Below are 24,822 nucleotides of genomic sequence, written 5' to 3'. Positions count from 1 at the left end.
GCGCGAATTAATGGGCGGTCCAGCCCAGGTCGATATTCCAGCTCGCCCCGGTCACCGCCCCTGCTGCATCCGAGGCCATGTAGGCGACCAGTTGCGCCACTTCACTCGGCTCGATCAGGCGTTTTACAGCGGCGTTCTTGAGCATGATATTTTCAATCACTTCCTGCTCGCCCATGCCATGCAGCTTGGCCTGATCCGCAATCTGGTTATCGACCAGCGGCGTCTTCACGTAAGCCGGGCATATCGCGTTCGCCGTAATCCCCTGTTCACCGCCTTCCAACGCGGCCGTTTTGGTCAGCCCGATCATGCCGTGCTTGGCACTGATATAAGCCGCCTTGCCCGGCGAGGCTACCTGGGCATGAATCGACGCAATATTGACGATCCGCCCCCAGCCCTTTTCACGCATGTGCGGCCAGGCGGCCTGGGTCAGCAGGAAAGGGGCTGTCAGCATCAGGTCGATAATGTGACGCCATTTGGCTTCAGGAAAGTCTTCAATGGCCGCCACATGCTGAATCCCGGCATTGTTGACCAGGATATCCACGCCGCCAAAGCGTTTGACCGCCTCCGCAACGGCGCCGCGACAGGCTTCCGGGTCGGTTAAATCCGCCTGGTAGAACGCAGCCCCTGCTGCCTCGGCAATCGTTTTACCCTCGGGATTGAAATCTACCGCCAATACCTGATGGCCCAATTCACAAAAGTGTTTGACCACTGCCTCGCCAATACCGCTGCTGGTGCCGGTAACCAAGGCAACACGAGGGGTCACTGCTGTCGTCGTCATGGCAAATCCTGTTGATCAAGTGAATGTACATACTGGGGTCAGTCTAGCTGATTGCTTACCGCTTCACTGCTCCCCTTCGGTAGCAGACGCAGATGATAACGTGACTCAATAACCTTTTTAGCGTCCCCCTATTGGATAACGCTGGCCGGTTGATTCACAATGCGTCTTCGTTCTGATACTGACAAAGGAGTCATGTATGTTTGTGGTCATTTTTGGGCGCCTTTCCTGCCCGTTCTGTGTTCGCGCCAAGCAGCTTGCTGATCAGTTGGAACAGGCAGGCAGTATCGAAGGCTACCGCTACGTCGACATGCCGTCTGAGGGCGTCAGTAAAGACGATATTGCCAAAACCGCAGGCAAGCCGATTCATACGGTGCCCCAGGTCTTTGTCGATCAGCAGCATGTCGGTGGCTTCAGCGAGTTCGACCAGTTCGTCCGCGACCGCCAGCTACTGAGCACCTCCTCGACTGCCTGACCCATCGTTAGCCTGCCGTTTAGCTGCGTTGAACTTATCGTTTGTCACTTGCCTATACTGGGGTCGATAGCAACCCATAAGTTAGTGGGCCGACACCCTGGCAAGGAAGGCAGCATGCATCGCGAGGAGTTCATCCAGCAGTTATGGCTGGATTATATTCATACCCACCCTGATATCGGGGCACTTCGCCTCTGGCCCCTTTCAACGCCAGCGGATTACCTCACGCTGGTAACGCTCAATCATGGTGGTTTTTCCTCACAGGCACTGTCACCAGCGCTTGCCCATATGGGGTATCGCCATATCGGGCATTATGCGATGGCCGACAAAGGGCTGCTCATCCACCTGTTGGCGCCAGCGGACAGCGGCAGCTGGTTGGTTCTCGCCGAATTACAAACGGGCACCCTGTCAAGACCCTCACGCGAAGCGCTACTCGGCCTCGTCCAGCAGACACATCCGCAAGACAGCAAGGGCCAGAACCTGCTTTGCAGGGGTCGCCCCTGGCCAATGCCTACCTGGGGGCTCTATCAGCAGCTTTACACCGAACACCCACTCGCCGCCTGGTTAGCCGTAATGGGGCCCAGGCTGCACCATGCCGGCTTTGACTGCGAACAGCTTGGCCTGTCAATGGAAACCATTGACCGGCAACTGACAGAAAGCGGCCTGCCCCACCTGGAAGGCCAGCAGAATGGGGTGTTTAGCGTTTCCAATCTGCTCACCCACCGTTTCTATCCGACCACGCCGCAAAAAATGATATTCGCCCAGGGTGATGAACATCGCCTCTGCCTGGGCGGCCTGGCTATTGTCCAGAAGCACCTGGACAGCAATCATGAGCGGATCGCCGAGCTGTTGCTGCCTCTTCATGCACGCTGCGAGATGGCGTAAGCGCGGCGACGCTTACGCCCTGACTTGCAACAGGCACTCGCGGGTCGGCTAGCCTTCAACAAAGGTCATTTCGGGGACGTGGTCGGGTACCACCAGTTTACCAGCGGTCTTTTCGACGATTTCCTCAACACTCACGCCCGGCGCACGCTCTTTCAGAATGAAAGTGCCGTCCTTGATTTCCAGGTAAGCCAGGTCAGTCAATACACGGTTGATACAGCCTGCGCCGGTCAGTGGCAGATTGCATTTTTCGAGCAGCTTGGATTCCCCGTGTTTCGATGCATGGGTCATGGTGCAAATGATATTTTCCGCACCGGCCACCAGATCCATGGCGCCCCCCATCCCCTTGATCAGCTTGCCGGGAATCATCCAGGAGGCAATATTGCCGTTCTGGTCGACCTCAAACGCCCCCAGAACCGTCAGGTCCACATGGCCGCCGCGAATCATTGCGAAGGACTCTGCCGATGAGAAAATCGCCGCGCCGGGCCTCGCCGTTACGGTTTGCTTGCCGGCGTTGATCATGTCGGGATCGACTTCTTCTTCGGTGGGATAACGGCCCATGCCCAGCAAACCATTCTCCGACTGAAGCATTACGTCCATATCCTCGGGGATATAGTTGGCCACCAGGGTCGGAATGCCGATTCCCAAATTAACGTAAAAGCCGTCTTCCAGTTCACGCGCCACGCGCTGAGCCATTTGTTCACGTGTCAATGCCATGGTCAGTTCCTCATAGTGAATCGATTAAAAGCCAAAAAACCGGGTGGTTCGATAACGCCGCACTCTTAGCTGTGCACCGTGCGTTTTTCGATGCGCTTCTCAAACGTGCCCTGAATGATTCGGTCTACATAGATGCCCGGTGTATGGATCTGACTGGGCTCCAGTTCGCCGGGCTCAACGATCTCTTCGACTTCAACGACGGTAATCCTGCCCGCCGTTGCGACCATGGGATTAAAGTTCTGCGCCGTATGGCGGTACATCACATTACCGTAGCGGTCGGCTTTCCAGCCCTTCACAATGGCAAAATCACCGGTAATGGCCTCTTCCAGAATATACGGACGACCATTGAATTCACGGACTTCCTTGCCTTCGCCGATGGGGGTGCCGTAGCCGGTGGCGGTGTAAAACGCCGGGATACCGGCCCCGCCCGCGCGCATCTTTTCCGCGAGTGTCCCTTGGGGGGTCAGCACCACCTCGATCTCGTCATTGAGCATCTGCTGCTCAAAGAGCGCATTTTCGCCTACGTAAGACGCCAGAATCTTGCGTATCTGACGGTCTTCGAGCAACAGGCCGAGGCCAAAACCATCGACGCCGCAGTTGTTCGATACAACGGTCAGGTCCTTGACCCCACGCCGCTTTATTTCAGCAATCAAATTTTCAGGAATGCCGCACAGGCCAAAGCCACCGGCCAATACGGTCATGCCGCTTTCAATGCCTTCCATTGCTTCTTCGTAGGAAGCAACACGCTTATCGAATCCTGCCATTGTTATACCTCGCCTTGTTGTCGATGACTGTTGTCGATGACGGTTGTCAGTGATACCCCAATGTCGCTGAGCCCACGAGATGCAAGGTGTGACGGCTATTGCGACGCAGGCTTAGGGTTGCAGTGTTGTGCCAGACAATATATTTGTTAAGTTTGTTTTTCTTATCGATTTATTTTCATAACTTATAAAGAGACAGCCATGACCGTCAAACAGTTACGCGCCTTTCTGGCTGTTGCCCAGACCCTGAGCTTTACCCAGGCCTGCGAACGGCTGCATTTGTCCCAGCCCGCCCTTAGTCTAGCCATAAAAGGGCTCGAAGATGCGCTGGGCGGCAAATTATTGCTACGCAGCACTCGCAGCGTCCGCTTGACGCCCGAGGGCGAGTCGTTGCTACCGCTGGCCAAGCACTTGCTCGCCCAGTGGGACAATACGGAAGAACGCCTGCGTCAACGCTTTACCCTGCAGTTGGGACGCCTCAGCGTCGCGGCAATGCCCGCCTTTGCCTGCAACCTGCTGCCCAGGGCATTGGTTCGATTCCGTCAACAGTACCCCAAAATCAACGTGACCGTGCACGATGTCATCAACGAAGACGTTAACGACATGGTGCGTTCGCGTCAGGTGGAAATGGGCATTGCGTTCGCACCGGAGGGTACCGGCAGCCTGTCATTCACGCCCTTGTTCGAGGACCATTTTGTCGCGGTCGTTGCCAAAGGCTCACGGTTGAAGCAGCGAACATCGCTGTCATGGGAAGACTTGCTTGGCGAAGACTTTATCACCTTGCAGCGTCCCTCAATGGTTCGCCGACTGCTGGAACAGGCCCTTTCCCGACAGCAAATGGATTTGCCGGTTGCCTTCGAGAGCCATCAGTTATCGACCGTCGGCCGAATGGTGGCGGAAGGCCTGGGGGTCAGCGCCGTGCCGTCAATGTGCATTCCCCAGATGCAGGCGCTGGGCGCCCACTACCTGCCACTGACCTCGCCAACCATCGCCTGTCGCGTGGGGATCCTGACGCAACAGGAGCTATCAGTGGCCGCGCATGCACTACGCACGGTCTTGCTGGAAACCGTTCAAGCGCCCTACTTACCCGAGCATGAGGCTGGGCAGGCTGGGTAATATCCTTTAGCATTCAACATTACGCACCAGTAAGGAAGCGCGGAATGCCGATGTTTAAAGGGGTGATTAGCGTCGTCTTGCTAGTCCTCAATACGCTTTTTTGGGGTATCCCCCTGACAGCGCTATCGCTGCTCAAACTGATAGCCCCCAGGGGGCGCATTCAAAAGGCAGTACAAGCAGGTATTGGTCACGTCACCATGAACTGGATAGGCGTTAACCTGTGGTGGATGCGCCACTGGATACAACCCCGGCTGGAGGCGTCCGTTCCCGACAACCTGCGCCCGGATCAGTGGTGGCTGGTGATATCCAACCATCGTAGCTGGACCGATATCTTTATGCTGCTGATGGTTCTTCACCGGCGCATTCCCATGCCGCGTTTCTTCGTAAAGCGGCAGTTATTGTGGATACCGATAGTCGGTCTTGCCTTCTGGGCGCTCGATTTCCCTATCATGCGCCGCATTACCCGAGAGCAAATTGCCCGCAATCCGGGCCTGGCAAAGCTGGACCGGGAGGCGACAGAACGCATGTGCGCTCGCGCCCGCCAGTCGCCCATTGCTATCTACAATTTTGTTGAAGGCACCCGCTTCACGCCGCATAAACATGCCTTGCAACAGAGCCCCTACCGCCATCTGCTTCGGCCCAAGGCGGGCGGGGTTGCTCAAGTCCTCAACTTGCTTGGCGACAAGCTCGACGGCATCCTTGACGTGACGCTGAGCTACACCAATCCGAATCCCACTTTTTGGGGCTTTCTTTGCGGCCAGGAAGCACCGATCACCCTGAAGGCACGCATCCTTGAAGTGCCTGCATGGATGTTGACCGCTGACTATCACGCCGAATCGCAGCACAAGGAACATTTCCACTCATGGATCAATGCACTCTGGCAGGAAAAAGACTGTCAGCTGGATGGCCAGATCGATCACGCGTGAGCAAGTGGCTCGGGGCTCTCATGGTCGCCAGCACACTGGTCGGCTGCGCCAGCACGCCCTCTGCCCCTCAGCGAGTCGCCGCCCCGGCGGCGGCCCAGATCAGCGGTAGCTGGGTGGCAGTCAAACGTGGCGATACGCTGGGCCAGTTAGCCAAACGCGCCAACGTGCCGCTCGAAAGGCTGCAGCGTTTCAATCCGGGCGTCAGAGCACGCCACCTGGCCGTTGGTCAACGCTTGCTGATTCCCACGCAGCAGGAACGCGCGCCAGCCAGCGGCCCATACCGCTACCAAATCCGCCCGGGCGATACTTTTTCCAGCCTTGCTCGCCATTTCGGCACCACCCCATCGCGGCTGCAAAGTGCCAACGCGGGCACCTCGGCGACCGAGTTGCGCGTTGGTCAAATGATCAATATTCCCGTCGGCTCGAGCAATGGTACCTCGACCGCAAGCTCGACAACGTCAAGCCGCAGCCAATCGGCCGCGCAAACATCCAGCCCGAGCAGCTCATCGCTCCCGTCATCGGCCAAACGCTGGCCCTGGCCGCTGGACGATTACCGTGTAGTTCGCCGCTACGGCCCCGATAGCCGTGGCACGCTCCAGCCCATGCTGCTGGCCACCCAGGCCAATGCAAGTGCGAAGGCAGTTGCCAGGGGCGAGGTTCGTTTTGCGGGCAGTATGCGACAGCTTGAGAAGGTGGTGATTGTTCACCATGCGGATAACCTGCAAAGCGTCTATGCCCTGTGTGAGCAGTTAACCGTCGAAGAAGGTCAGCAGGTGGCCGCAGGTGACCCGCTTTGCCAGGTAGGCAAAAGTCGGGCCACAGGCCGTCATGATTTGTTGTTTGACTTACGTCAGGGCGGCAAACCGATCGACCCCCGGCGGGTGCTGAAATAAAACCGTCCCCGCGGCTGAAACCGGAGCGGGGGCGGTTTAACAGCCCTTAACCACGATAATAGTTGGCGGTGACAAAGGGTGTTTTGGTGACCGTCATGGGCAACCGTTTGCCGCGCACTTCGGCATAGACGGTCGTGCCCGGTGCTTCTAGGTCCCGGGAAACATAGCCCATTGCCACCGGCTTGCCCACACTGGGCCCGAATCCACCGGAGGTCACCGTCCCCACCTCACTGCCATTTTCATCTACCAGCGAGGCGCCCTCACGCACCGGCGCGCGCCCCTCGGCCACCAGCCCCACGCGTTTACGGGTATGGTCTTTGGCATCGACCTGGTGAAGGATCAAATCCGCACCGGGGAAGCCGCCAGGGCGGGCACCACCGTGGCGACGCGGTTTGCTGATCGCCCAGATCAAACCGGCTTCTACCGGCGTGGTCGTGGTATCCATGTCGTGCCCGTAGAGACACAGACCCGCTTCCAGACGTAAGGAGTCCCGCGCCCCAAGACCAATGGCTTCTACTTCTGGTTCTGACAGCAGACGCTCGGCGAAAGCCTCCGTGGCGTCAGCCGCCACCGATATCTCGAAGCCATCTTCGCCGGTGTAGCCACTGCGGCTGATCCATATTTCCTGGTCATCCACCTGAAAGCGACCGTGCTGCATGAACACCAGCTCGCAGGCTGCCGGGCACACCCGCTGCATGACCTGGTGCGCGCTGGGACCCTGCAGGGCGAGCAACCCACGGTCCAGGGGCGCTATGCTCAGACGGTCACCTAAACGGGCCTGCAGATGGGCGATATCCTGTTCCTTGCAGGCAGCATTGACCACCAGATAGAAATGTTCGCCCGCATTGACGACCATCAGGTCGTCAAGAATCCCGCCTTCATTGCTGGTCAGCAGCCCATAGCGCTGGGCACCTTCGGCCAACCCAACCAGATCGGCAGGAATCAGGGTTTCCAGTTCCTCGGCGACGTTATCACCGGACACCACTACCTGCCCCATATGCGAGACATCAAACAAGCCGCACTGCTGGCGTGTGTGCTCGTGCTCCTTTTTAACGCCCAACGGAAACTGGACAGGCATCTCGTAACCGGCAAAAGGCACCATCTTCGCCCCAAGTCGGCCATGCAGCGCATGCAACGGGGTCTGTTTAAGCTCAGTCATCAATCACTCCTCTACAAACAAGAGCGGGAAGCCACATGAGTGCCTTCCCGACTCTTCATAAGCATTGCAAAGGCGCACGAGCGCCTGGCAACGATTAGTTGTCGTGGTCTAACGCTTCCCCTGGCAAGACGTCTTTGCCATCGAAATAGTCTTTGGTCAGTTTAAACACGACAGGCGACAGCAGTGCCAGTGCAATCAGGTTGGGAATTGCCATCATGGCGTTGAAGGTATCTGCCATCAGCCAGATGAAACCAAGCTGTGCCATGGCACCAAGCGGAATCGCCAGAACGAAGAGTACCCGATACAACATGATAGAGCGCGTACCGAACAGGAACTGGAAGCATTTTTCACCGTAAAACGACCAGCCAAGGATGGTGGTAAAGGCAAATACCGCCAGTGCAACGGCAACAATCTGATTGCCGAACCCGGGTAACGCCGCATCGAAGGAAAGTGCCGTCAGCGACGCCCCTTCTTCACCATCGATCCATACGGTTGAGGTCAGGATCACCAGCGCTGTGATGGTACACACCACAATGGTATCGATGAAGGTGCCCAGCATGGCAATCAGACCCTGGCGGACCGGGTTCTTGGTCTGTGCCGCCGCATGGGCAATTGGCGCACTACCCAAGCCTGCCTCGTTGGAGAAAATCCCCCGAGCCACACCAAAGCGAATCGCTGCCATGACCGCCGCGCCAGCAAAACCACCCGCAGCCGCAACGGGGTTGAAGGCGTAGTAGAAAATCAGGCTGAAGGCTTCACCGATCTGGCCAGCATTAATAATCAGCACGAGAATACCCGCGACGATGTAGGCAATGCCCATGACCGGCACCAGCTTGCCGGCGACCTTGGCAATCCGCTTGATGCCGCCGAGAATGACCGCACCAGCCAGCACCATGATCACCACACCGGTCAACCATGTCGGCACGCCAAAGGTGGCATCCATGGCATCCGCGACCGAATTGGACTGAACCGTGTTACCGATACCGAAGGCCGCAACAGCCCCGAAGAACGCGAACAGTACGCCAAGCCACATCCACTTCTTGCCGAGACCGTTCTTGATATAGAACATCGGTCCGCCAACATGGTAGCCAGTGCTGTCGGTTTCACGAAAACGGACCGCCAACAGGGCCTCGGCAAATTTTGTGGCCATCCCCACCAGCGCCGTGATCCACATCCAGAACACCGCGCCCGGCCCACCTAACGCAATCGCGGTGGCCACCCCGGCGATATTACCGGTACCGATGGTCGCCGATAACGACGTCATCAGCGCGTTAAAGGGAGAAATTTCGCCATCTTTTTCAGCACTTTCGCCCTTGGCTTCCCGCCCCTGCCACATGAGCTTGAAGCCGATACCCAGCTTCCTGATGGGCATCAGTTTCAGGCCAAGCTGGAGGTAGATACCCACACCTAGCAGCAAGATGAGCATCAACGGGCCCCATACCACCCCGTTAATGGCTCCGAAGAGACTGTTTAATGTTTCCACCTGCTACCTCCTTACCCTTTTCATGGTTTGATTTATTCGATGTAGACCAGATGTGACGCTTGGCGACGCGTCGCTTGATTCTGGCCATCAAACGTTCTGGTGTCACGAGCCGATCGCTGGCGGCACCCGACGTAAGATCGCCATGTTTTACACCATAACTTTGGTCACTTGCCATGGCATTGTCGAGTTTACATAGCAAATATCGCTAAATTGGCAATTCATCACCACGTAATCGCCATTGACGTTTTAGGTAGGGGGGTCGTCATAAAGCGGCATCGGGGAACTTGTTTCCTATTGGAAACACGTTACCATGCGTCGCTAAACGCTCGCCGTGCACAGCGCCCATCGCCAAGGTGAACAACAAGCGCTAAGATGGCGGCTCCACATCCGTTTCGTATAGGGAATCACCATGAGCAACCTTCCTGCCAACCTTCGTTACGCTGAGAGCCACGAGTGGGTGCTTGATCATCAAGACGGTACGGTCACCATCGGCATTACCGACCATGCTCAAGCCGCGCTCGGTGATGTCGTGTTCGTCGAACTGCCCGATGTTGGCACCACGCTGACCAAGGGTGATGAGTTTGGTGTCATTGAGTCGGTCAAAGCCGCTTCCGACCTTTATTCGCCCGTCGATGGTGAAGTCATCGAGGTCAATGAAGCGCTGGAAGATGCCCCCGAAACGGTCAATGATGCCCCTTATGAAGGCGGCTGGATCATGAAGGTGCGTTTAAGCGATGAAAACCTTGACGAGCTCATGGATGCAGACGCTTATCAAGCGACCTTGAGCGACGACTGATCAATAACGCCTGCCCATTGGCAGGCGCAGCCCCCTGCCCGGTTTTCTCATCACGTTCGGAATTCTCTCCATGCCTTTTGAAACTCGCCGATTAGCCGAACTGGCTGACCACGATGCTTTTATCAAACGTCATAATGGCCCTGACGCCGACGACGTCTCCACCATGCTAAAAGCGCTCGACATGCAGCGCATGGAAGACCTGATCGAGCAAACTGTCCCTGGCGATATTCGCCTCGGCCGCGAGCTGTCGCTCGACGATCCCAGAAGCGAAGCCGAAGCCCTCGATTACCTGAGCCAGCTGGCACGTCAGAACCGGGTCGCCAAAAGTTATATTGGCCAGGGCTACTATGGGACCCACATGCCCGCGGTGATTCAGCGCAACGTACTGGAAAACCCGGGCTGGTATACGGCCTATACGCCTTACCAGCCGGAAATATCCCAGGGGCGCCTGGAGGGCCTGCTGAACTTCCAGCAGGTGGTCATGGATTTAACCGGCATGGAGCTTGCCAACGCCTCCCTGCTGGATGAAGCAACCGCGGCGGCTGAAGCCATGGCGTTGTGCAAGCGCGCCAACAAGAAAAACAAGTCCAATGCCTTTTTTGTTGCTGACGATGTGTTTGTCCAAACCCTGGACGTGGTCAAAACCCGCGCCGATTTTTTTGGGTTTGAACTCATCGTCGGACCGGCGTCATCTGTCGCCGAGCATGACGTTTTTGGGGCCTTGTTCCAGTACCCCACGGCCAACGGCGACATTAGCGACCTGGCGTCGTTGATCAGCTCCGCCGAAAAACATTCAATCATGACCTGTGTCGCCACTGATCTGCTGAGCCTGGTTCTGCTCAAAGAACCGGGTGCTCTGGGTGCCGATATCGTGGTGGGTAACTCCCAGCGCTTTGGTGTACCCATGGGCTTCGGTGGGCCTCACGCCGCCTTTTTTGCCACATCAGACAAACTCAAGCGATCCATTCCCGGGCGGATTATTGGCGTCTCCAAGGACAGCCGTGGCCAAACGGCGCTACGCATGGCCATGCAAACCCGTGAGCAGCATATTCGCCGCGAAAAAGCCACGTCCAACATCTGTACTGCCCAGGCGCTACTGGCCAACATTGCCGGTTTTTACGCCACTTACCACGGTGCCGACGGGCTGCGCAAAATTGCCGGCCGCGTGCATCGCTTGACAACAGTGCTCGCCCACGGCCTTCAGCAGGCAGGTATCCGGCTGACACATGACACCTGGTTCGATACGCTGCGCCTGACCCAGGTGGATGCAGGCAAGATCCATGGTCGCGCGATGACCCACGACATCAACCTGCATTATTTTGCCAACGGCGATGTGGGCATCAGCCTGGATGAAACCACCACGGCCCACGACGTGGCCCTGCTGTTCGACGTGCTGCTGGGTGATGAGCACGGACTCTCTGTCGCCGCTCTTGACGAGCAGATTGTCACGGACCGTGTTTCCGGCATTCCCCGCGCCTACCAGCGAGAAAGCGATTTTCTGATCCACCCTACCTTTAAGCGCTATCGCAGCGAAACCGAGATGCTGCGCTATCTGAAGCGATTGGAAAATAAGGATTTATCGCTTGCCCATGCGATGATCCCCCTCGGCTCGTGCACCATGAAACTCAACGCCACCAGCGAGATGATTCCGGTTTCCTGGCCGGCGTTTGCCCATATTCACCCTTTCGCCCCCCGCGAGCAGGCGGCTGGCTACCACCAGATGATCGACGAACTGGCCGACTTCCTGGTTGAGGTAACCGGCTATGAGCATATTTCCATACAGCCTAACTCGGGCGCCCAGGGTGAATACGCCGGGCTGGCGGCCATCAGGCGTTACCAGAATGCCCAGGGCGAAGGCCACCGCAATGTCTGCTTGATCCCAAGCTCGGCCCACGGCACCAACCCGGCGTCTGCGGCCATGGTGCAAATGCAAGTGGTGGTGGTCGAGTGCGACGCCAACGGCAACATTGACCTGGATGACCTGCGCAGCAAGGCAGAAAAGCACCGGGATCAGCTCTCCGCCATCATGCTCACTTATCCGTCGACCCACGGCGTTTTTGAAACCAGCGTGCGCGAAGCCTGCCAGATCGTTCACGACAATGGTGGCCAGGTATATATCGACGGCGCCAACATGAACGCCCAGGTGGGGTTAACCCGCCCCGGGGATTTTGGCGGCGACGTGTCGCACCTGAATCTGCATAAAACGTTCTGCATCCCCCACGGCGGCGGCGGCCCAGGCATGGGGCCTATCGGCGTCAAAGCCCACCTGGCGCCCTACGTGTCCAACCACGTGGTCACGCCCATTAACGGTGTCAATCCAGAGTGCGGCGCGGTATCCGCCGCGGCGTTTGGCAGTGCTTCCATCCTGCCGATTTCCTGGGCCTACATTAAAATGATGGGCGCGCGGGGGCTGCGCGAAGCCACCGAGCTGGCCATTCTCAATGCCAACTATATTGCCAAACGGCTTGAAACGGCCTACCCGATTCTCTATCGCGGCCAGAACGGTACAGTGGCCCACGAGTGCATCATCGACATTCGCCCGCTCAAGGCGGCCTCAGGCATAAGCGAAGAAGATATCGCCAAACGCCTGATGGATTACGGTTTCCATGCGCCCACCATGTCGTTCCCCGTGCCTGGCACGCTGATGATCGAGCCAACCGAGTCGGAATCATTGTATGAAATTGACCGTTTCTGTGATGCAATGATTGCCATTCGGGAGGAGATTACGCGTGTCGAGCAGGGGGAGTGGCCGCTGGATAACAACCCGCTGGTCAATGCGCCGCATACGCAGGCGGATATCATTGACACCGAGTGGCAGCGTCCTTACGACCGCGAACTGGGGGCCTTCCCTACCGCCGCCGTCAAGGCATCGAAATACTGGCCAGCCGTCAATCGCGTGGATAACGTCTTTGGTGACCGTCAGTTGATTTGTTCTTGCCCGACCATCGACGAGTACCGCGACGCATAACGGCCAGCTCAATCAGCAGCCAAGCGCCTTGAGGCCGACGCCTGTAAAGAGCCTCAAGGCGTTATTTCCTGCATCCGCTCCTGATGAAAGCCGTCAAGCAGCTTTTCATAGCGCTTGGGCAACACGGAATCCCGACGACGCAGTAAATACAGCACTTCATTCACCGTATTGGGCAGGTTGAGTGCCTTCACCTGGCGTTGCCAGGGCGAGGTCTCGAGTACCAGACGCGATACCACCGTAAACCCCAGCCCCCGGGCGACAGCATCGAGCACCATGCTGACCTCATTGGTGAAGCCCTGGTGACGGAAATGCGTCATCGAGCGAAACTCATCCGGAAAGTTGGCACGCAACAACGCATTGGCGTGGTTGATGCCGTCGTAATAGTTGAGAAAACCAATTCCCATCAGATCCGCAAGCGTCCCCTCGACAAAGTCTGCCGGTACCACCAGACACAGCGGCTCCTGGTGCCATACGTGGCACTCCAGGTCGGGATGATTGACCGTATCGGTCACGATCCCGATGTCATAGCGCCCCTCCAGGAGGTCATTGACGATCTCGTGATTGAAGGCAAAGCTATAGCTGACGGTCAAGCTGGGGTGTCGTTGCTGCTGACCCAGAATGTACGGATAGAACATCAGCCCCACGCTTCCCGGTGACGCTATCCGGCATTCGCCGCTATCCAGCAAATCGTCGTCCAGCGCATGACGAAACTGCTCATGCTCAGCAAACAGCTTCAGCGCATAGTCGTAAGCCCGACGCCCCGACTCGGTTAACGTAAAACCTCGACCGCGCCGCTCCAACAAGGTTTTATTTAAATAACGCTCCAACTTGCGAATATGCTGGCTCACTCCGGGCTGCGTCATATCCAGTCGCTGCGCGGTACGTGTAAAACTGCCCGTTTCCACTAAAGTGATATAGGTTCGAAAGTATTGCGCATTAAACATGTTGAGCATCATCGGGTTAGCAATGGTGCCTATCATAGCACACTGCTCGTCGGGCGATGTCGGTGTACCCATTCAGGGAGCATGATAGTATGCGTTAAGACTCCACACCGTCAGGAACAGCAACACTAATGACCCCAAACGCTCAATCGCGCGACACCATTTCCAGCATTATATCGCCGGAGGGAAGCCTTGAAGTCCTCTCCCAACACGAAGTCAACCGACTGCATCGCACGTCAAAGAGTGGCTTGCATGATTTGCTGAGGCGCTGCGCCCTGGCCGTGCTTAACTGCGGCAGCCCGACCGACGATAGCCTGGCAATTCTGGAAGCCTATAAAGACTTTGAAATCGAAGTGCTTCAGCAGGATCGGGGCATCCGTTTAAAACTGACCAATGCGCCTGCCGAAGCCTTTGTGGATGGGCGCATGATTCGCGGTATTCGGGAACACCTTTCATCGGTCATCCGCGACATTGTGTATATCTACAATGAAATCCAGCGCCATGACCGTTTCGACCTGACCACTGCCGAGGGCACCACCAACGCGGTGTTTCATATTCTGCGTAAGGCGGGCACGCTCATACCCGGCCGAGACCCCAGCCTGGTGGTGTGCTGGGGCGGTCACTCCATTTCCCGGGAAGAGTACGAGTACACCAAGGACGTGGGCTACCACCTTGGCCTGCGTGATCTGGACATTTGCACAGGCTGCGGCCCAGGCGCCATGAAAGGCCCGATGAAAGGTGCCAACGTCGCCCACGCCAAGCAGCGTCGCCGCGACGGCCGCTATCTGGGGATTTCTGAGCCGGGCATCATCGCCGCCGAGGCGCCTAACCCGATCGTCAATGAACTCGTTGTCATGCCCGATATCGAAAAGCGCCTTGAAGCGTTCGTGCGCCTGGGTCACGGCATCATCGTCTTTCCTGGCGGCGTGGGCACCGCGGAAGAAATCCTCTACTTGCTGGGCATTCTGCTACACCCCTCGAATCAGGATATGCCATTTCCGCTCATATTGACCGGCCCGGCCGATTCAACGGCCTACTTTGAAAAGATCGATGAGTTTCTGGTCTACACGCTGGGCGAGGACATCCGGCGTTTTTATACCATTATTACCGGCGATCCCGTCGCGGTTGCCCGGCTGATGCGCCAGAGTGTCGATGAGGTTACCGAGTTCAGGCGCACTCATCAGGATGCCTTCTACTATAACTGGCGCCTGACGGTTGCCCGCGACTTCCAGGCACCTTTTGACCCCACTCACGATGCCATGCGAGCCTTGGCGCTTCACCGCCAGCAGCCGACCCATGAGCTGGCCGCCAACCTGCGCCGGGCGTTCTCGGGCATTGTCGCGGGCAACGTCAAAGAGCAGGGCATCCGCGCCATTGAGGCCCATGGGCCCTATGTGCTCAATGCCGAGCCTGAACTAATGCGTCGTCTGGATGAGCTGCTGAGTTCATTTGTGGCACAGGGCCGCATGAAACTTGATGGACAGGCCTACACCCCATGTTATGTACTGACATGATCATAAGGGCAAAAAAAACTGAACGACCACACGGGACGCGTTTAACGCTTTATCAAGGAGAGTAACTCACCATGGACATGATCAATCAGTTGAGTGACGGAAAAACCAAGGCATTTGCCAAACATTGCTTTGAAAGACATTCCCGGGATGAGCTGGAGGATGCCGCTAAAGGCAGGCCTGACCAGACAGAAATGAAGCATTGGGGGATTAGCGCAGGACAGTGGGAAGAAGCAGTAACCGCCGCCCTCGCCGACCACCAGGCACCCAGCTAACCCGTCAGCAACCTGACTGCCAATCCATACAAAACGCCGCCGGACCATGACTTCCGGCGGCGTTTTTGTAGGCATCTTCATGATGCTACTGGATTAATAGTCTCATCACTTGCGATGAAATAGATCCAATTACATTGCTCCTGGTAGGTGTCATTGAGAGAATGACGACACCCGTACGACATTCAAGCCAAACGCAACAGTGGGGTGGCCATATGAAGACCTTGTCCAACATGGGGTTTGCCTTCTTTGGCGCTGCCCTGGTGGCCATCAGTTACGGGCTCGCACGCTTCGCGTTTGGCTTGTTTGTACCCTCCATCAGCAATGAACTGGATCTGTCAGCCTATGTCGTCGGCATTATCGGCGCATTGCCCTTTGTCAGTTTCGTGCTTGCCACCATGGTGGCGCCACTTGCGGCCGACCGTCTCGGGGCACGCAACCTGGCAGTCCTCTCAGGGTGTTTTGGTGTTGGCGGTCTGGCCCTGATCAGCCGGTCTTCTGACGCTCTATCGTTGGGAATTGGTGTGTTTACCTGCGGTGTCTGCACCGGGTTGATGATGCCAGCACTGACCTCCGCCATGCAGGTATTGGTCAGCCGTTCGATGCACGGCCGCGTCAGTTCCATCATGAACGCAGGAACCAGTATCGGCATCATCGTGGCGGTACCGACCGTCGTATTTCTGGCAGATGCCTGGCGTTTTACTTATACGTCTTTTGCCATACTGGCAGGCATCGGAGTCGTGGCCGCCTGGTTTTTTATCCCCTCGGTCTCACGGGTGATTCCCGCCAACGCCGCGCCACCTCCCCCGGTGACGCGACAGCAGTGGTCGCGCCTTGTCCGGCTTTCTCTGTTTGCGTTCGCGATGGGATTTGTCTCTGCCCCGTACTGGATCTTCGCACCGGATCTGGTGGTCAGGCTGGGCGGACTCCCCCCCGCCTTCACCGGCTGGCTGTGGTTCGCCGCTGGTATTGCCGGTCTAGGAGGTGCGGTGGTGAGCGATGTTGCCGATCGCAACAACCCGCCCATTACCCAGGCGTTAATGCTGATGATGCTGGCGGCAAGCCTGGTGCTCCTCGCCGCCAGCCCCGACCAGTTAGCCCTGGCGATGTTTTCCGCATTGGTATTCGGTCTCGCCTACATGAGCCTGACAGGTTTATACCTGATGACCGGCATCCGCCTGTTGCCCGGACGTCCATCCATGGGCCCGGTGTTACCTTTCATGGCCTGCGCGCTGGGGCAGGCCGCGGGCTCACCGGTGGTCGGTATGCTGGTCGGCGAATTCGGCTATGCTGACGCTTTTTCCATATTCTGCGTGATCGGTATTCTTGTCTCGGTACTCTCCCCCCTCTATCCAGGCCATATCGACTACCTGACCGACGATGACGAGCAACCCCAGGAAGTTGAAGCTGAAGAGACAGGCCTTCAAGCGGCGTACGATCACCAATTCCTGGACGAGGATGGCAATCCTATTGAACCGGTCGGGGAGGAAGAAGAGGAAACGTCTCACCAGGAACAGCGCTAAGCCAGGTCGCTGAGATACCTCAATTGCATTCAGACTGGCTTAAGCGTCTTGAACCGCTTGCATTAATGCATTACTACTATTCACTTGCTTTATCACGGTGCATTTTGCAATCATTCGCGCTCATTTGGTGCATACGGGCGTGGAATGAAGACTTATTTAAGCAAGATGCGCGGAGAGACTGTCCAGCGTTCTTTTGTAGGCTGGAAAGACGCTTTCTGGTCCTGGCTCGGTGCCTTCAGCGGTATGGCGTTGATTTGCTGGTTAAGCGCAGGGTGGCTCTCAAAAGAACTGCTCATTGTAGGGTCTTTTGGCGCCACCTCAGTACTCATCTATGCAGCGCCTGAAAGCCCCTTTGCACAGCCAAGCCACGTACTCTTTGGCAGCATGCTGTCTGCGTTAGTGGGCGTTGTTTGTTACCAATGGCTTGGCACCTCCCCTATTGCCATGGCACTGGCCGTGTCGCTATCGATTTTTGTCATGCAACTGACCCATACGGTTCACCCACCGGGTGCCGCCGCGGCTTTGACGGCGGTTGCGGGTGGCGAAAACGTCCATCAGTTAGGCTGGCTATATCCGATTTTCCCTATTGGGGCTGGTTGCATCATTATGCTTTCAGTCGCCATTACGGTTAACAACCTTGCCCGTCACCGGCGCTACCCGCACTACTGGTAAAGTTATATTTAGCCTGATACGGAATTAAAAAAGCGAATTGGATGGATAGCAAAAGCGCAGGGCTTTGGACGATCAAGCCCCTCACCCTCCTGAAGGAGGCATAAAAAAACGGCCACACGCTGTATTAGCTGAGTGGCCGTTTTTGATAATTTCTTTGGTCGGAGCGACAGGATTCGAACCTGCGACCTTTGCAACCCCATTGCAACGCGCTACCAAGCTGCGCCACGCTCCGATTGATTGAGGCGTTAATTTCTTGCCTCAAGACGGTGCGTATACTAGCGGTTTAGCGGGCAAATGAAAAGCTCTTTTTGCGCTTTCTTTTCAAGTGCTTGTCTATCATACCGATTCATCGTTTCAGCCTATGCGGCACTATCGGCATCGCGTAGTAATCTGACCATCGCAGAGTGAACGGCGGGCGTACTCACAAGCAAATGCTTGGAGTATAAATCTTCGGGCACGTCAGCTGGCACATCGTAAAGATGCCCCACACTGGCACCTGCCTCGCGGGCAATGACCCAACCGGCGACGAAATCCCAAGGCGAGACGCTCTCGTAATAAGCATCCAGCCGCCCACAGGCAACATCGCAAATATCCAGAGCAGCCGCGCCGTTACGACGTATATCGCGGCAGTTGGCCAATACGGCAGCCAGGCGAGGCAAGAGAGCTTCCCGGGCCTCTCGCTGGTAGGGAAACCCGGTTGCCACAAGACTGCGCGCCAGTTCGTGGGCTCCGCTTGGCCGGATGGGCTGGTCATTGCAAAAGGCCCCAGCGCCCTCAGCAGCAGTGAAGGTTTCTTCCAAAAACGGCGCGTGGACAACACCCATCTTTGCCACACCGTTTTCCATCCAGCCGATCGAGACCGCCACATGGCGAAGCCCCTGGGCAAAGTTGACCGTGCCGTCAATCGGGTCGACGACCCATAGCTGGGAGGTACTTTCGCTGAATGCCTGATCAGGAGAGAGCTCTTCGCTTAAACGGGTCTCGCCAGGAAAATGCGATGCCAATTGATCACTTATAAAGCGATCAACCGCGACGTCGGCGTCCGTCACCAACTCATCGCCCGCCTTGTAATGCCGACCAAAGGATTGCTCCTGGCGTGCATGACGAATCATTTGCCCCGCCTGTTCGGCAATCGTACGGACGATGTCCAGGCGCTCTTTGAGGGTGTAGGCAGGCATTAGCAGCTCCGTTAATGGCAAGGCCCTAGCGTAGCGCATCCACCAGAATATCGACAACCACGCGGGTGGCCGCATCGATCAACACCACATCAGCCCCCACACGCTGCCACTCATAACCGGGATAACGAGGCAGTTCGTTGGCAATCGGTCCATCAAACCGCTTGGCGATGCCTGGCGGAAGTGGCTTCCCACGGGCCAGATTGCGCTCTATACCCGGTGGAAGCGCCTCGGCCCTGGGCGCGCCATATTCGCGTAGCAGACGCTGGATCAGCCGTTCTTCAATACGTGGCGGGTCATCGCGATAATTTCGTTCGGCGCGGTCATCGTAAGACCGATGCTCACGCTTTGGTGCCTGCCCCTGGTGATGTGAGTTATCGCGAGCGCCATGCGCCGGGGCATGGTCGGGTTGAGCTAAGGTGGCACTGCTGAGCATAAGTGCTATGAGTGCGCTTGGAACCGCAATTTTGAAAAGATTCACTGTAAGCTCCACATCTGGGTTTGGTACTTACAGTGTAGTTAGCCAATGCGCAGATATTGAGTAAATAACAAGCATATTACAGACATTTAAAATGCTGAAAACGCTATTACAACTGATATCTCTCTTGGGGGTTAAAGTTCTTTCTGATCACGGCAGGAACCCGGCAAATATTTTTCGTCAAGCGCATTACCTGCGCCGGTAGTCGTGCGGCAAGACCACTGAATAGAACCACCTGTCGCTTCTGATTCCATCACCACCCATTTACCCGCAATGGCGCTGTTGGCATTATCGCTCATTTCCATGACAACACGAGCCGCATAGTTCTCTTCGCCGGGCCAAATGCCGATGTAAGCTACATAGCTATCGTCGCTGCTTTCTCCGCCGTTACCGCTTCTATCCACATCTTCAGGCAAACCAGCTTCATCATTGCTATCAGGGAAGCGGCCTTTCACCGCGTAAAACTCACTCATGGTCGTTTTATAGGCGGACGCCAGATTAAAAGCCTCGGACACCTGGGCGCGAGCAGTGTAGTTCTGGTATTGCGGAATGGCGATGGAGGCCAAAACACCGATGATGGCCACGACAATCATCAGCTCGATCAGCGTAAAGCCTTGCTGGATTCCCTTCATTTCAATCCCTCGAAGAATACTGGGTCATTACTATCTAAATGGGGCCCCAAAAGGCCCCATCAATTAGCTTGCTTTTAATTCAATCTTCGCGACAGCCGGCAGGTAACCAATTATCTTGAGCATCGCTGCCATCTTCCCAAGAACATGTCCAGCCATTGCCGGGATTAGCAGCTCCATCGTCACCACTATCAGCGATAGGTGTAACTTCCATTACCGCTCCATTAAGTGCGCTTTCACTGGAAAAAGTGACTTCAATATCTGGAGAGTCATAGTCAACGCTGGATACGTAGCGGCCAGCAATATCTAGAGTCTCATCATCGCCAATACCAAGCTGCGCAGCAGTAGGCATTGATCCACGTAATGAGTACTGCTCTGCAATATCCGCACGAACCCCGGCGGTAACCGACAGTCCCTCGCTGGCCTGAGCGCGGGCGGTGTAGTTCTGATACTGCGGTACGGCGATGGACGCCAGTACGCCGATAATCGCCACCACAATCATTAGCTCGATCAGGGTGAAACCGCCCTGCTTCTTGTTGCGAATTGCCGGTTCTGCAGATTGCTGCATGGAGACGTCTCCTTGGGGAATGCTACCCAGCGTTACCGCCGAGTATTGCTTTGGGCAAAGATGCAATGACATTAACTGACAGTCTATGGTTTATCAATATTACGCATCAACGCTTGAGTATGAGTTATATCGGCCGCAGGATGCTTGGCTTGAACCTTTCGGCTTAAAGAGCCGCTACTGCCTTGTGTTGCCAAGTATGGTAAAAGTAATCCGCAGCGCACTTCATCAACGAGTCACGCATGAGCGAACCCAATTTCGAGTCAACCTTAAGCCATGCCGCCGCCCGGGGCGGGCTGCGCGGCATCGCCCAGCGTCTGGTCAAGCACGGGTTGCTGACCGAGGCTCAGGCGGCCACCGCCGAGGCGACGGCGTTCGACCTGGATATTTCACTACTCCAGCACGTTGTTGACAGCGGCCTGGTCGATCCCAGGCAATCAGCGATAGCTGCTGGCTGGGAGTATGGCTTGCCGGTGATCGATCTCAACGCCGTGCGTTTATCGTCACTGCCACCAGCGGCTGACTATCCGATTAAAGTTCTTCAGCACTTGACGGTGTTGCCATTAGCGCGCCACGGCCACCGACTTACCGTTGCCGTCCCTTATCCGGCGACGCTCACCCAACTGGATGAACTGCAATTTGCCACCGGACTGAGCGTTGAAGGGGTACTCGCGCCTGTTGACCAACTGAGCACGGCGTTGAACCAGTATCTCACCCAGAATGAACGCAGCATGCTGGAGGAACTTGATGACATCGACGATGCCGTCAGTTCCTTGAATGTTGTCCAGGGAGCATCCGGTGAAGACGCTCCCCTCGAGGAAGCGCCCCAGAACAGCGACGACGCCCCGATCGTCAAATTCGTCAATAAACTGTTGCTGGATGCGATTCGCCGGGGCGCCTCGGATATCCATTTCGAGCCCTATGAAACCCAGTACCGGGTTCGCTTCCGGATTGATGGCATGCTCATTGAGGTGGCACGGCCGCCTTTTGCCATGCGTAACCGTATCGCCGCGCGTTTGAAGATCATGGCCCGGCTGGATATCTCCGAGCGCCGCCTGCCCCAGGACGGGGCGATTAAACTCAAGCTGTCACGCACCCGCTCTCTCGACTTCAGGGTCAATTCACTGCCGACGGTTTATGGTGAAAAGCTCGTGCTGAGGATCCTTGACCCCACCGCCACCCAACTTGGCATCGAGCAGTTAGGCTTCACCGATGACCAGCGCGGTCATTACGAACGGGCGCTGGCGCAGCCGCAAGGCATGATTCTTGTGACCGGCCCGACAGGCAGCGGTAAAACCGTATCGCTGTATACCGGCATCAATATTCTTAACCAGATAGAGCGCAATATCTGCACCGCCGAAGACCCAGTGGAAATCAAGGTCCCCGGCGTCAACCAGGTCAACGTCCTGCCGAAGATCGGTCTGGATTTCGCAAGCGCGTTAAGGGCATTCCTGCGCCAGGACCCTGACGTGGTCATGGTCGGTGAAATACGCGACCTGGAAACTGCCGAGATCTCCGTCAAAGCGGCCCAGACCGGCCACCTGGTGCTGTCGACGGTACATACCAACTCGGCGGCCGAAACCCTTACTCGCCTGTCCAATATGGGGGTGTCTTCCTTCAATATTGCAAGCGCAGTCAGTTTGATCATTGCCCAACGCCTGGCGCGCAAGCTTTGCCCTCACTGCAAGGAACCGGCGGACATTCCCCACGAAGCGCTGAGACGCGAAGGGTTCAGCCAACAGGCGATTCAGCAGTCCACCCTATTTCGCCCGGTCGGTTGCAAGCAGTGTACCCACGGCTACAAGGGGCGCGTGGGTGTCTACGAAGTCGTGCCGATTACCGATGCGATGCGCCAGTTGATCATGCGCGATGCCAACTCTCTGGATATTGACCAGTTGGCCCGCCGTGAGGGCTATCCGAGCCTGCATCAGAGCGGTCTTTTAAAGGTGATGCAAGGGATCACGAGCCTCGAGGAAGTCAACCGTGTCAGCAAGGAGTAAACCATGGCCAAGTCGCCTCGGGCTCGTCGTCAGCCAAGCATTCAGCTTTACCGCTGGAAGTGGGAAGGCACTGGGCCTCAGAATCGCACGCTTAGCGGTGAAATCATTGGTCGCAGCAAGGCAGACGTCGCCAGCGAGCTCGCCAATCAGCAGATCAACGTAAAGCGGTTACGCAAGAAAGGCGGCCTCGGTGGTCGCGGGCGAATCAACCCACACGACATCATGGTGTTTGCCCGCCAGATGGCGACCATGATTCGGGCCGGTATTCCGCTACTCCAGGCGTTTCAGGTGGTCGCCGAGAGCCTCAAAAAACCGGCGATGGTAGCGCTGGTGCAGCAAATGATGAGCGATGTGTCCGCCGGGGCAAGCTTCTCCGATGCACTACGCCGTCACCCCAAGCACTTTGACCGTCTGTTTGTGAACCTTGTTGAAGCAGGCGAGCAATCCGGTGCACTTGACCAGATGCTTGACCGCATCGCCACTTACAAGGAAAAAGTCGAGTCGCTTAAGAGCCGCGTCAAGAAGGCCATGTGGTACCCCTCCGCAGTGCTCCTGATCGGTGTCGGGGTCACCCTTCTTCTACTGATCAAGGTGGTGCCCGAATTCGACAGCATGTTTGACAGCTTTGGCGCGGAACTGCCCGCCTTGACGCAGATGACAGTCAACTTGTCAGGCCTTGCCCAACGCTATTGGCTTTACGCACTGGGGGGCACCATCGCAGGGGTATTGCTGCTCAAGCAGGCGATTAACCGTTCTCCCCGCGTTGCTTATCGCGCACACAGCATTCTATTGCGCCTGCCCATCATCGGGGACATCCTGCATAAATCGGCAGTGGCGCGGTTTGCCCGAACCCTTGCGACCACCTTTGCGTCGGGCGTGCCGCTGGTCGAGGGACTGGATACGGCATCCGGGGCAACCGGCAATAGAGTCTACGAACGCGCCGTCACCCGAACACGCCATGACGTGGCCACCGGTCAACAGTTACACTTCGCCATGCGCATGACCAATCAGTTTCCGCCCCTGGCGGTGCAAATGGTCAGCATCGGTGAAGAAGCAGGCTCGCTGGATGCCATGTTAAACCGCGTCGCGGACTACTACGAAGAAGAAGTCGACAACAAGGTGGATGCCTTAACCTCGCTGATGGAACCGCTCATTATCGTGGTCTTGGGTCTGCTGGTCGGCGGTGTCGTGGTGTCGATGTACTTACCCATTTTCAACTTAGGCTCGGCCCTGTAGGGCGTCGTGCAAAGGCATGTCATGCAGTATTTTTCGACCATTTTCTGGCCACTGGTTGTTTTATTGGGGCTATGCCTGGGCAGCTTTCTCAATGTGGTGATTACCCGTCTGCCCGTCATGCTGATGCGGCAGTGGCGTCAGGAAGCTCGCGCCCAGCTCGCGCTGGCTGAAGAGCCATCGCCGCGCTTCAATCTGGCCCAGCCGCGCTCAATGTGCCCCCGCTGCGAGTCTTCTATCGCCTGGCACGATAATCTGCCGTTGATCGGCTGGCTCAAACGACGTGGGCGCTGCGCGCACTGCAATGCCCGTATCAGCCTGCAATATCCGCTCATCGAGCTTGCGGGTGGCATCCTGGCCATCAGCGTCGCCCTGCTTTATGGCCTCAGTTGGCAGGCGCTATGGCTTTATGGCGCCTGCTTGACGCTGCTCGCCCTGGCCGTCATTGATTGGCGTGTACAGCTACTGCCCGATATTTTGACACTGCCGCTGCTGTGGGCCGGCCTGATCTATCAATGGCTTTTTCAACCCGCTTTCCTGGCCGATGCCGTTATCGGCGCCGTGGTCGGCTATATGAGCCTCTGGAGTTTTTACTGGTTGTTCAAGCTGACTACCGGCAAGGAAGGCATGGGCTTTGGTGACTTCAAGCTGCTCGCTGCATTGGGCGCCTGGCTGGGTTGGCTATCACTTCCACTGGTGGTGCTGTTTTCGGCAGGTTTAGGCGCCATACTCGGCCTGGCCTATCAAGCGTCATCCCCCCAGGCGCGCGGCACCCCCATGCCGTTCGGACCTTTTTTAGCCCTCGCCGGTTGGATGATGCTGCTCGCTGGCAACGATATATTAGCGGTATACCTTAATATCGTCAGTTAAGCCTG

The 24,822-nt window shown here is 56.8% G+C and carries 24 protein-coding genes and 1 tRNA gene; 14 read left to right on the top strand and 11 right to left on the bottom strand.

Features of this window, described 5'->3' with window-relative positions; genetic code table 11:
- Positions 1–7: 7 nt before the first annotated feature.
- Positions 8–778, bottom strand: coding sequence for a 3-hydroxybutyrate dehydrogenase (locus NH395_RS02545; protein WP_066320494.1), 771 nt, complete (start codon positions 776–778; stop codon positions 8–10).
- A gap of 196 nt (positions 779–974) precedes the next feature.
- Here NH395_RS02545 and NH395_RS02540 point away from each other — a divergent pair, with 196 nt between their 5' ends.
- On the top strand, positions 975–1,250 hold the full coding sequence (locus NH395_RS02540; RefSeq protein WP_253022179.1) for a GrxA family glutaredoxin: 276 nt from the start codon (positions 975–977) through the stop codon (positions 1,248–1,250).
- Between the two features lie 114 nt (positions 1,251–1,364).
- A complete protein-coding gene (locus NH395_RS02535; RefSeq protein ID WP_253022178.1) occupies positions 1,365–2,132 on the top strand; it encodes a DUF1338 domain-containing protein in 768 nt (255 codons plus the stop codon).
- 48 nt (positions 2,133–2,180) lie between these two features.
- Here the strand turns inward: NH395_RS02535 and NH395_RS02530 are convergent, their stop codons facing one another.
- Both NH395_RS02530 and NH395_RS02525 read right to left on the bottom strand, forming a co-directional pair.
- Positions 2,181–2,846: a CoA transferase subunit B gene (locus NH395_RS02530; RefSeq protein WP_092828371.1), complete on the bottom strand. Its 666-nt coding sequence runs from the start codon at positions 2,844–2,846 to the stop codon at positions 2,181–2,183.
- A gap of 65 nt (positions 2,847–2,911) precedes the next feature.
- Positions 2,912–3,610, bottom strand: coding sequence for a CoA transferase subunit A (locus tag NH395_RS02525; protein ID WP_253022176.1), 699 nt, complete (start codon positions 3,608–3,610; stop codon positions 2,912–2,914).
- A gap of 198 nt (positions 3,611–3,808) precedes the next feature.
- On the opposite strand from NH395_RS02525, the gene NH395_RS02520 reads away from it, so the two are divergent.
- The 3 genes from NH395_RS02520 (at position 3,809) to NH395_RS02510 (ending at position 6,542) form a co-directional block, all read left to right on the top strand.
- Positions 3,809–4,723 (top strand): LysR family transcriptional regulator, encoded by a 915-nt coding sequence (locus NH395_RS02520; RefSeq protein WP_253022174.1) that lies wholly within the window; start codon positions 3,809–3,811, stop codon positions 4,721–4,723.
- A gap of 44 nt (positions 4,724–4,767) precedes the next feature.
- Positions 4,768–5,649 (top strand): acyltransferase, encoded by an 882-nt coding sequence (locus tag NH395_RS02515; protein ID WP_253022172.1) that lies wholly within the window; start codon positions 4,768–4,770, stop codon positions 5,647–5,649.
- Positions 5,650–5,762: 113 nt separating this feature from the next.
- Positions 5,763–6,542, top strand: a complete 780-nt coding sequence (locus NH395_RS02510) for a M23 family metallopeptidase (protein ID WP_253022434.1) — start codon at positions 5,763–5,765, stop codon at positions 6,540–6,542.
- A 46-nt stretch (positions 6,543–6,588) separates the two neighbouring features.
- On the opposite strand, the gene gcvT is transcribed toward NH395_RS02510, so the two are convergent.
- Both gcvT and NH395_RS02500 read right to left on the bottom strand, forming a co-directional pair.
- Positions 6,589–7,701, bottom strand: coding sequence for a glycine cleavage system aminomethyltransferase GcvT (gene gcvT, locus NH395_RS02505; protein WP_253022170.1), 1,113 nt, complete (start codon positions 7,699–7,701; stop codon positions 6,589–6,591).
- A 94-nt stretch (positions 7,702–7,795) separates the two neighbouring features.
- The gene (locus NH395_RS02500; RefSeq protein ID WP_066320478.1) at positions 7,796–9,184 is read right to left on the bottom strand and encodes a sodium:alanine symporter family protein; all 1,389 of its coding nucleotides are present in this window, start codon (positions 9,182–9,184) and stop codon (positions 7,796–7,798) included.
- Between the two features lie 409 nt (positions 9,185–9,593).
- Between NH395_RS02500 and gcvH the strand changes: the two genes are divergently transcribed.
- Together gcvH and gcvP are read left to right on the top strand one after the other, a co-directional pair.
- A complete protein-coding gene (gene gcvH, locus NH395_RS02495; protein ID WP_066320476.1) occupies positions 9,594–9,980 on the top strand; it encodes a glycine cleavage system protein GcvH in 387 nt (128 codons plus the stop codon).
- Positions 9,981–10,050: 70 nt separating this feature from the next.
- Entirely contained in the window at positions 10,051–12,948 is a 2,898-nt protein-coding gene (gene gcvP, locus NH395_RS02490; RefSeq protein ID WP_253022168.1) for an aminomethyl-transferring glycine dehydrogenase, read from the top strand.
- A 53-nt stretch (positions 12,949–13,001) separates the two neighbouring features.
- On the opposite strand, the gene NH395_RS02485 is transcribed toward gcvP, so the two are convergent.
- The gene (locus NH395_RS02485) at positions 13,002–13,892 is read right to left on the bottom strand and encodes a LysR family transcriptional regulator (protein ID WP_092828636.1); all 891 of its coding nucleotides are present in this window, start codon (positions 13,890–13,892) and stop codon (positions 13,002–13,004) included.
- 128 nt (positions 13,893–14,020) lie between these two features.
- Here NH395_RS02485 and ppnN point away from each other — a divergent pair, with 128 nt between their 5' ends.
- From ppnN to NH395_RS02465, 4 genes are all read left to right on the top strand, one after another.
- Positions 14,021–15,403, top strand: coding sequence for a nucleotide 5'-monophosphate nucleosidase PpnN (gene ppnN / locus NH395_RS02480; protein WP_066320473.1), 1,383 nt, complete (start codon positions 14,021–14,023; stop codon positions 15,401–15,403).
- Between the two features lie 71 nt (positions 15,404–15,474).
- Positions 15,475–15,675, top strand: a complete 201-nt coding sequence (locus tag NH395_RS02475; protein WP_066320472.1) for a hypothetical protein — start codon at positions 15,475–15,477, stop codon at positions 15,673–15,675.
- Positions 15,676–15,887: 212 nt separating this feature from the next.
- A complete protein-coding gene (locus NH395_RS02470) occupies positions 15,888–17,195 on the top strand; it encodes an MFS transporter (RefSeq protein WP_253022166.1) in 1,308 nt (435 codons plus the stop codon).
- 144 nt (positions 17,196–17,339) lie between these two features.
- Positions 17,340–17,867: an HPP family protein gene (locus tag NH395_RS02465; RefSeq protein WP_253022164.1), complete on the top strand. Its 528-nt coding sequence runs from the start codon at positions 17,340–17,342 to the stop codon at positions 17,865–17,867.
- 155 nt (positions 17,868–18,022) lie between these two features.
- Here NH395_RS02465 and NH395_RS02460 read toward each other — a convergent pair.
- From NH395_RS02460 to NH395_RS18350, 5 genes are all read right to left on the bottom strand, one after another.
- Positions 18,023–18,099, bottom strand: a tRNA-Pro gene (locus NH395_RS02460).
- Between the two features lie 127 nt (positions 18,100–18,226).
- On the bottom strand, positions 18,227–19,045 hold the full coding sequence (locus NH395_RS02455) for an inositol monophosphatase family protein (protein WP_253022162.1): 819 nt from the start codon (positions 19,043–19,045) through the stop codon (positions 18,227–18,229).
- 25 nt (positions 19,046–19,070) lie between these two features.
- Positions 19,071–19,523, bottom strand: coding sequence for an anti-virulence regulator CigR family protein (locus tag NH395_RS02450; protein ID WP_366064984.1), 453 nt, complete (start codon positions 19,521–19,523; stop codon positions 19,071–19,073).
- Between the two features lie 131 nt (positions 19,524–19,654).
- Positions 19,655–20,152, bottom strand: coding sequence for a pilin (locus NH395_RS02445; protein WP_290443659.1), 498 nt, complete (start codon positions 20,150–20,152; stop codon positions 19,655–19,657).
- A 79-nt stretch (positions 20,153–20,231) separates the two neighbouring features.
- Positions 20,232–20,717, bottom strand: a complete 486-nt coding sequence (locus tag NH395_RS18350; protein WP_290443658.1) for a pilin — start codon at positions 20,715–20,717, stop codon at positions 20,232–20,234.
- Between the two features lie 239 nt (positions 20,718–20,956).
- On the opposite strand from NH395_RS18350, the gene pilB reads away from it, so the two are divergent.
- Genes pilB through NH395_RS02415 form a run of 3 tightly spaced genes read left to right on the top strand, consistent with a single transcriptional unit; the run spans position 20,957 to position 24,817 of the window.
- Complete coding sequence (pilB, locus tag NH395_RS02425; protein WP_092829425.1) at positions 20,957–22,714, top strand: type IV-A pilus assembly ATPase PilB; 1,758 nt, start codon at positions 20,957–20,959, stop codon at positions 22,712–22,714.
- 3 nt (positions 22,715–22,717) lie between these two features.
- Entirely contained in the window at positions 22,718–23,950 is a 1,233-nt protein-coding gene (locus NH395_RS02420) for a type II secretion system F family protein (protein ID WP_253022160.1), read from the top strand.
- Positions 23,951–23,971: 21 nt separating this feature from the next.
- Positions 23,972–24,817 carry an A24 family peptidase gene (locus NH395_RS02415; protein ID WP_253022158.1) on the top strand — a complete coding sequence of 282 codons (846 nt, stop codon included), beginning with the start codon at positions 23,972–23,974 and terminating at the stop codon, positions 24,815–24,817.
- Positions 24,818–24,822: the final 5 nt, after the last annotated feature.

This window comes from Halomonas sp. Mc5H-6 (genome assembly GCF_024124705.1).
Classification (GTDB): domain Bacteria; phylum Pseudomonadota; class Gammaproteobacteria; order Pseudomonadales; family Halomonadaceae; genus Vreelandella; species Vreelandella subterranea.
Note: the sequence above shows the minus strand (reverse complement) of the source record. Positions and strands in the feature narration are given on the sequence as shown.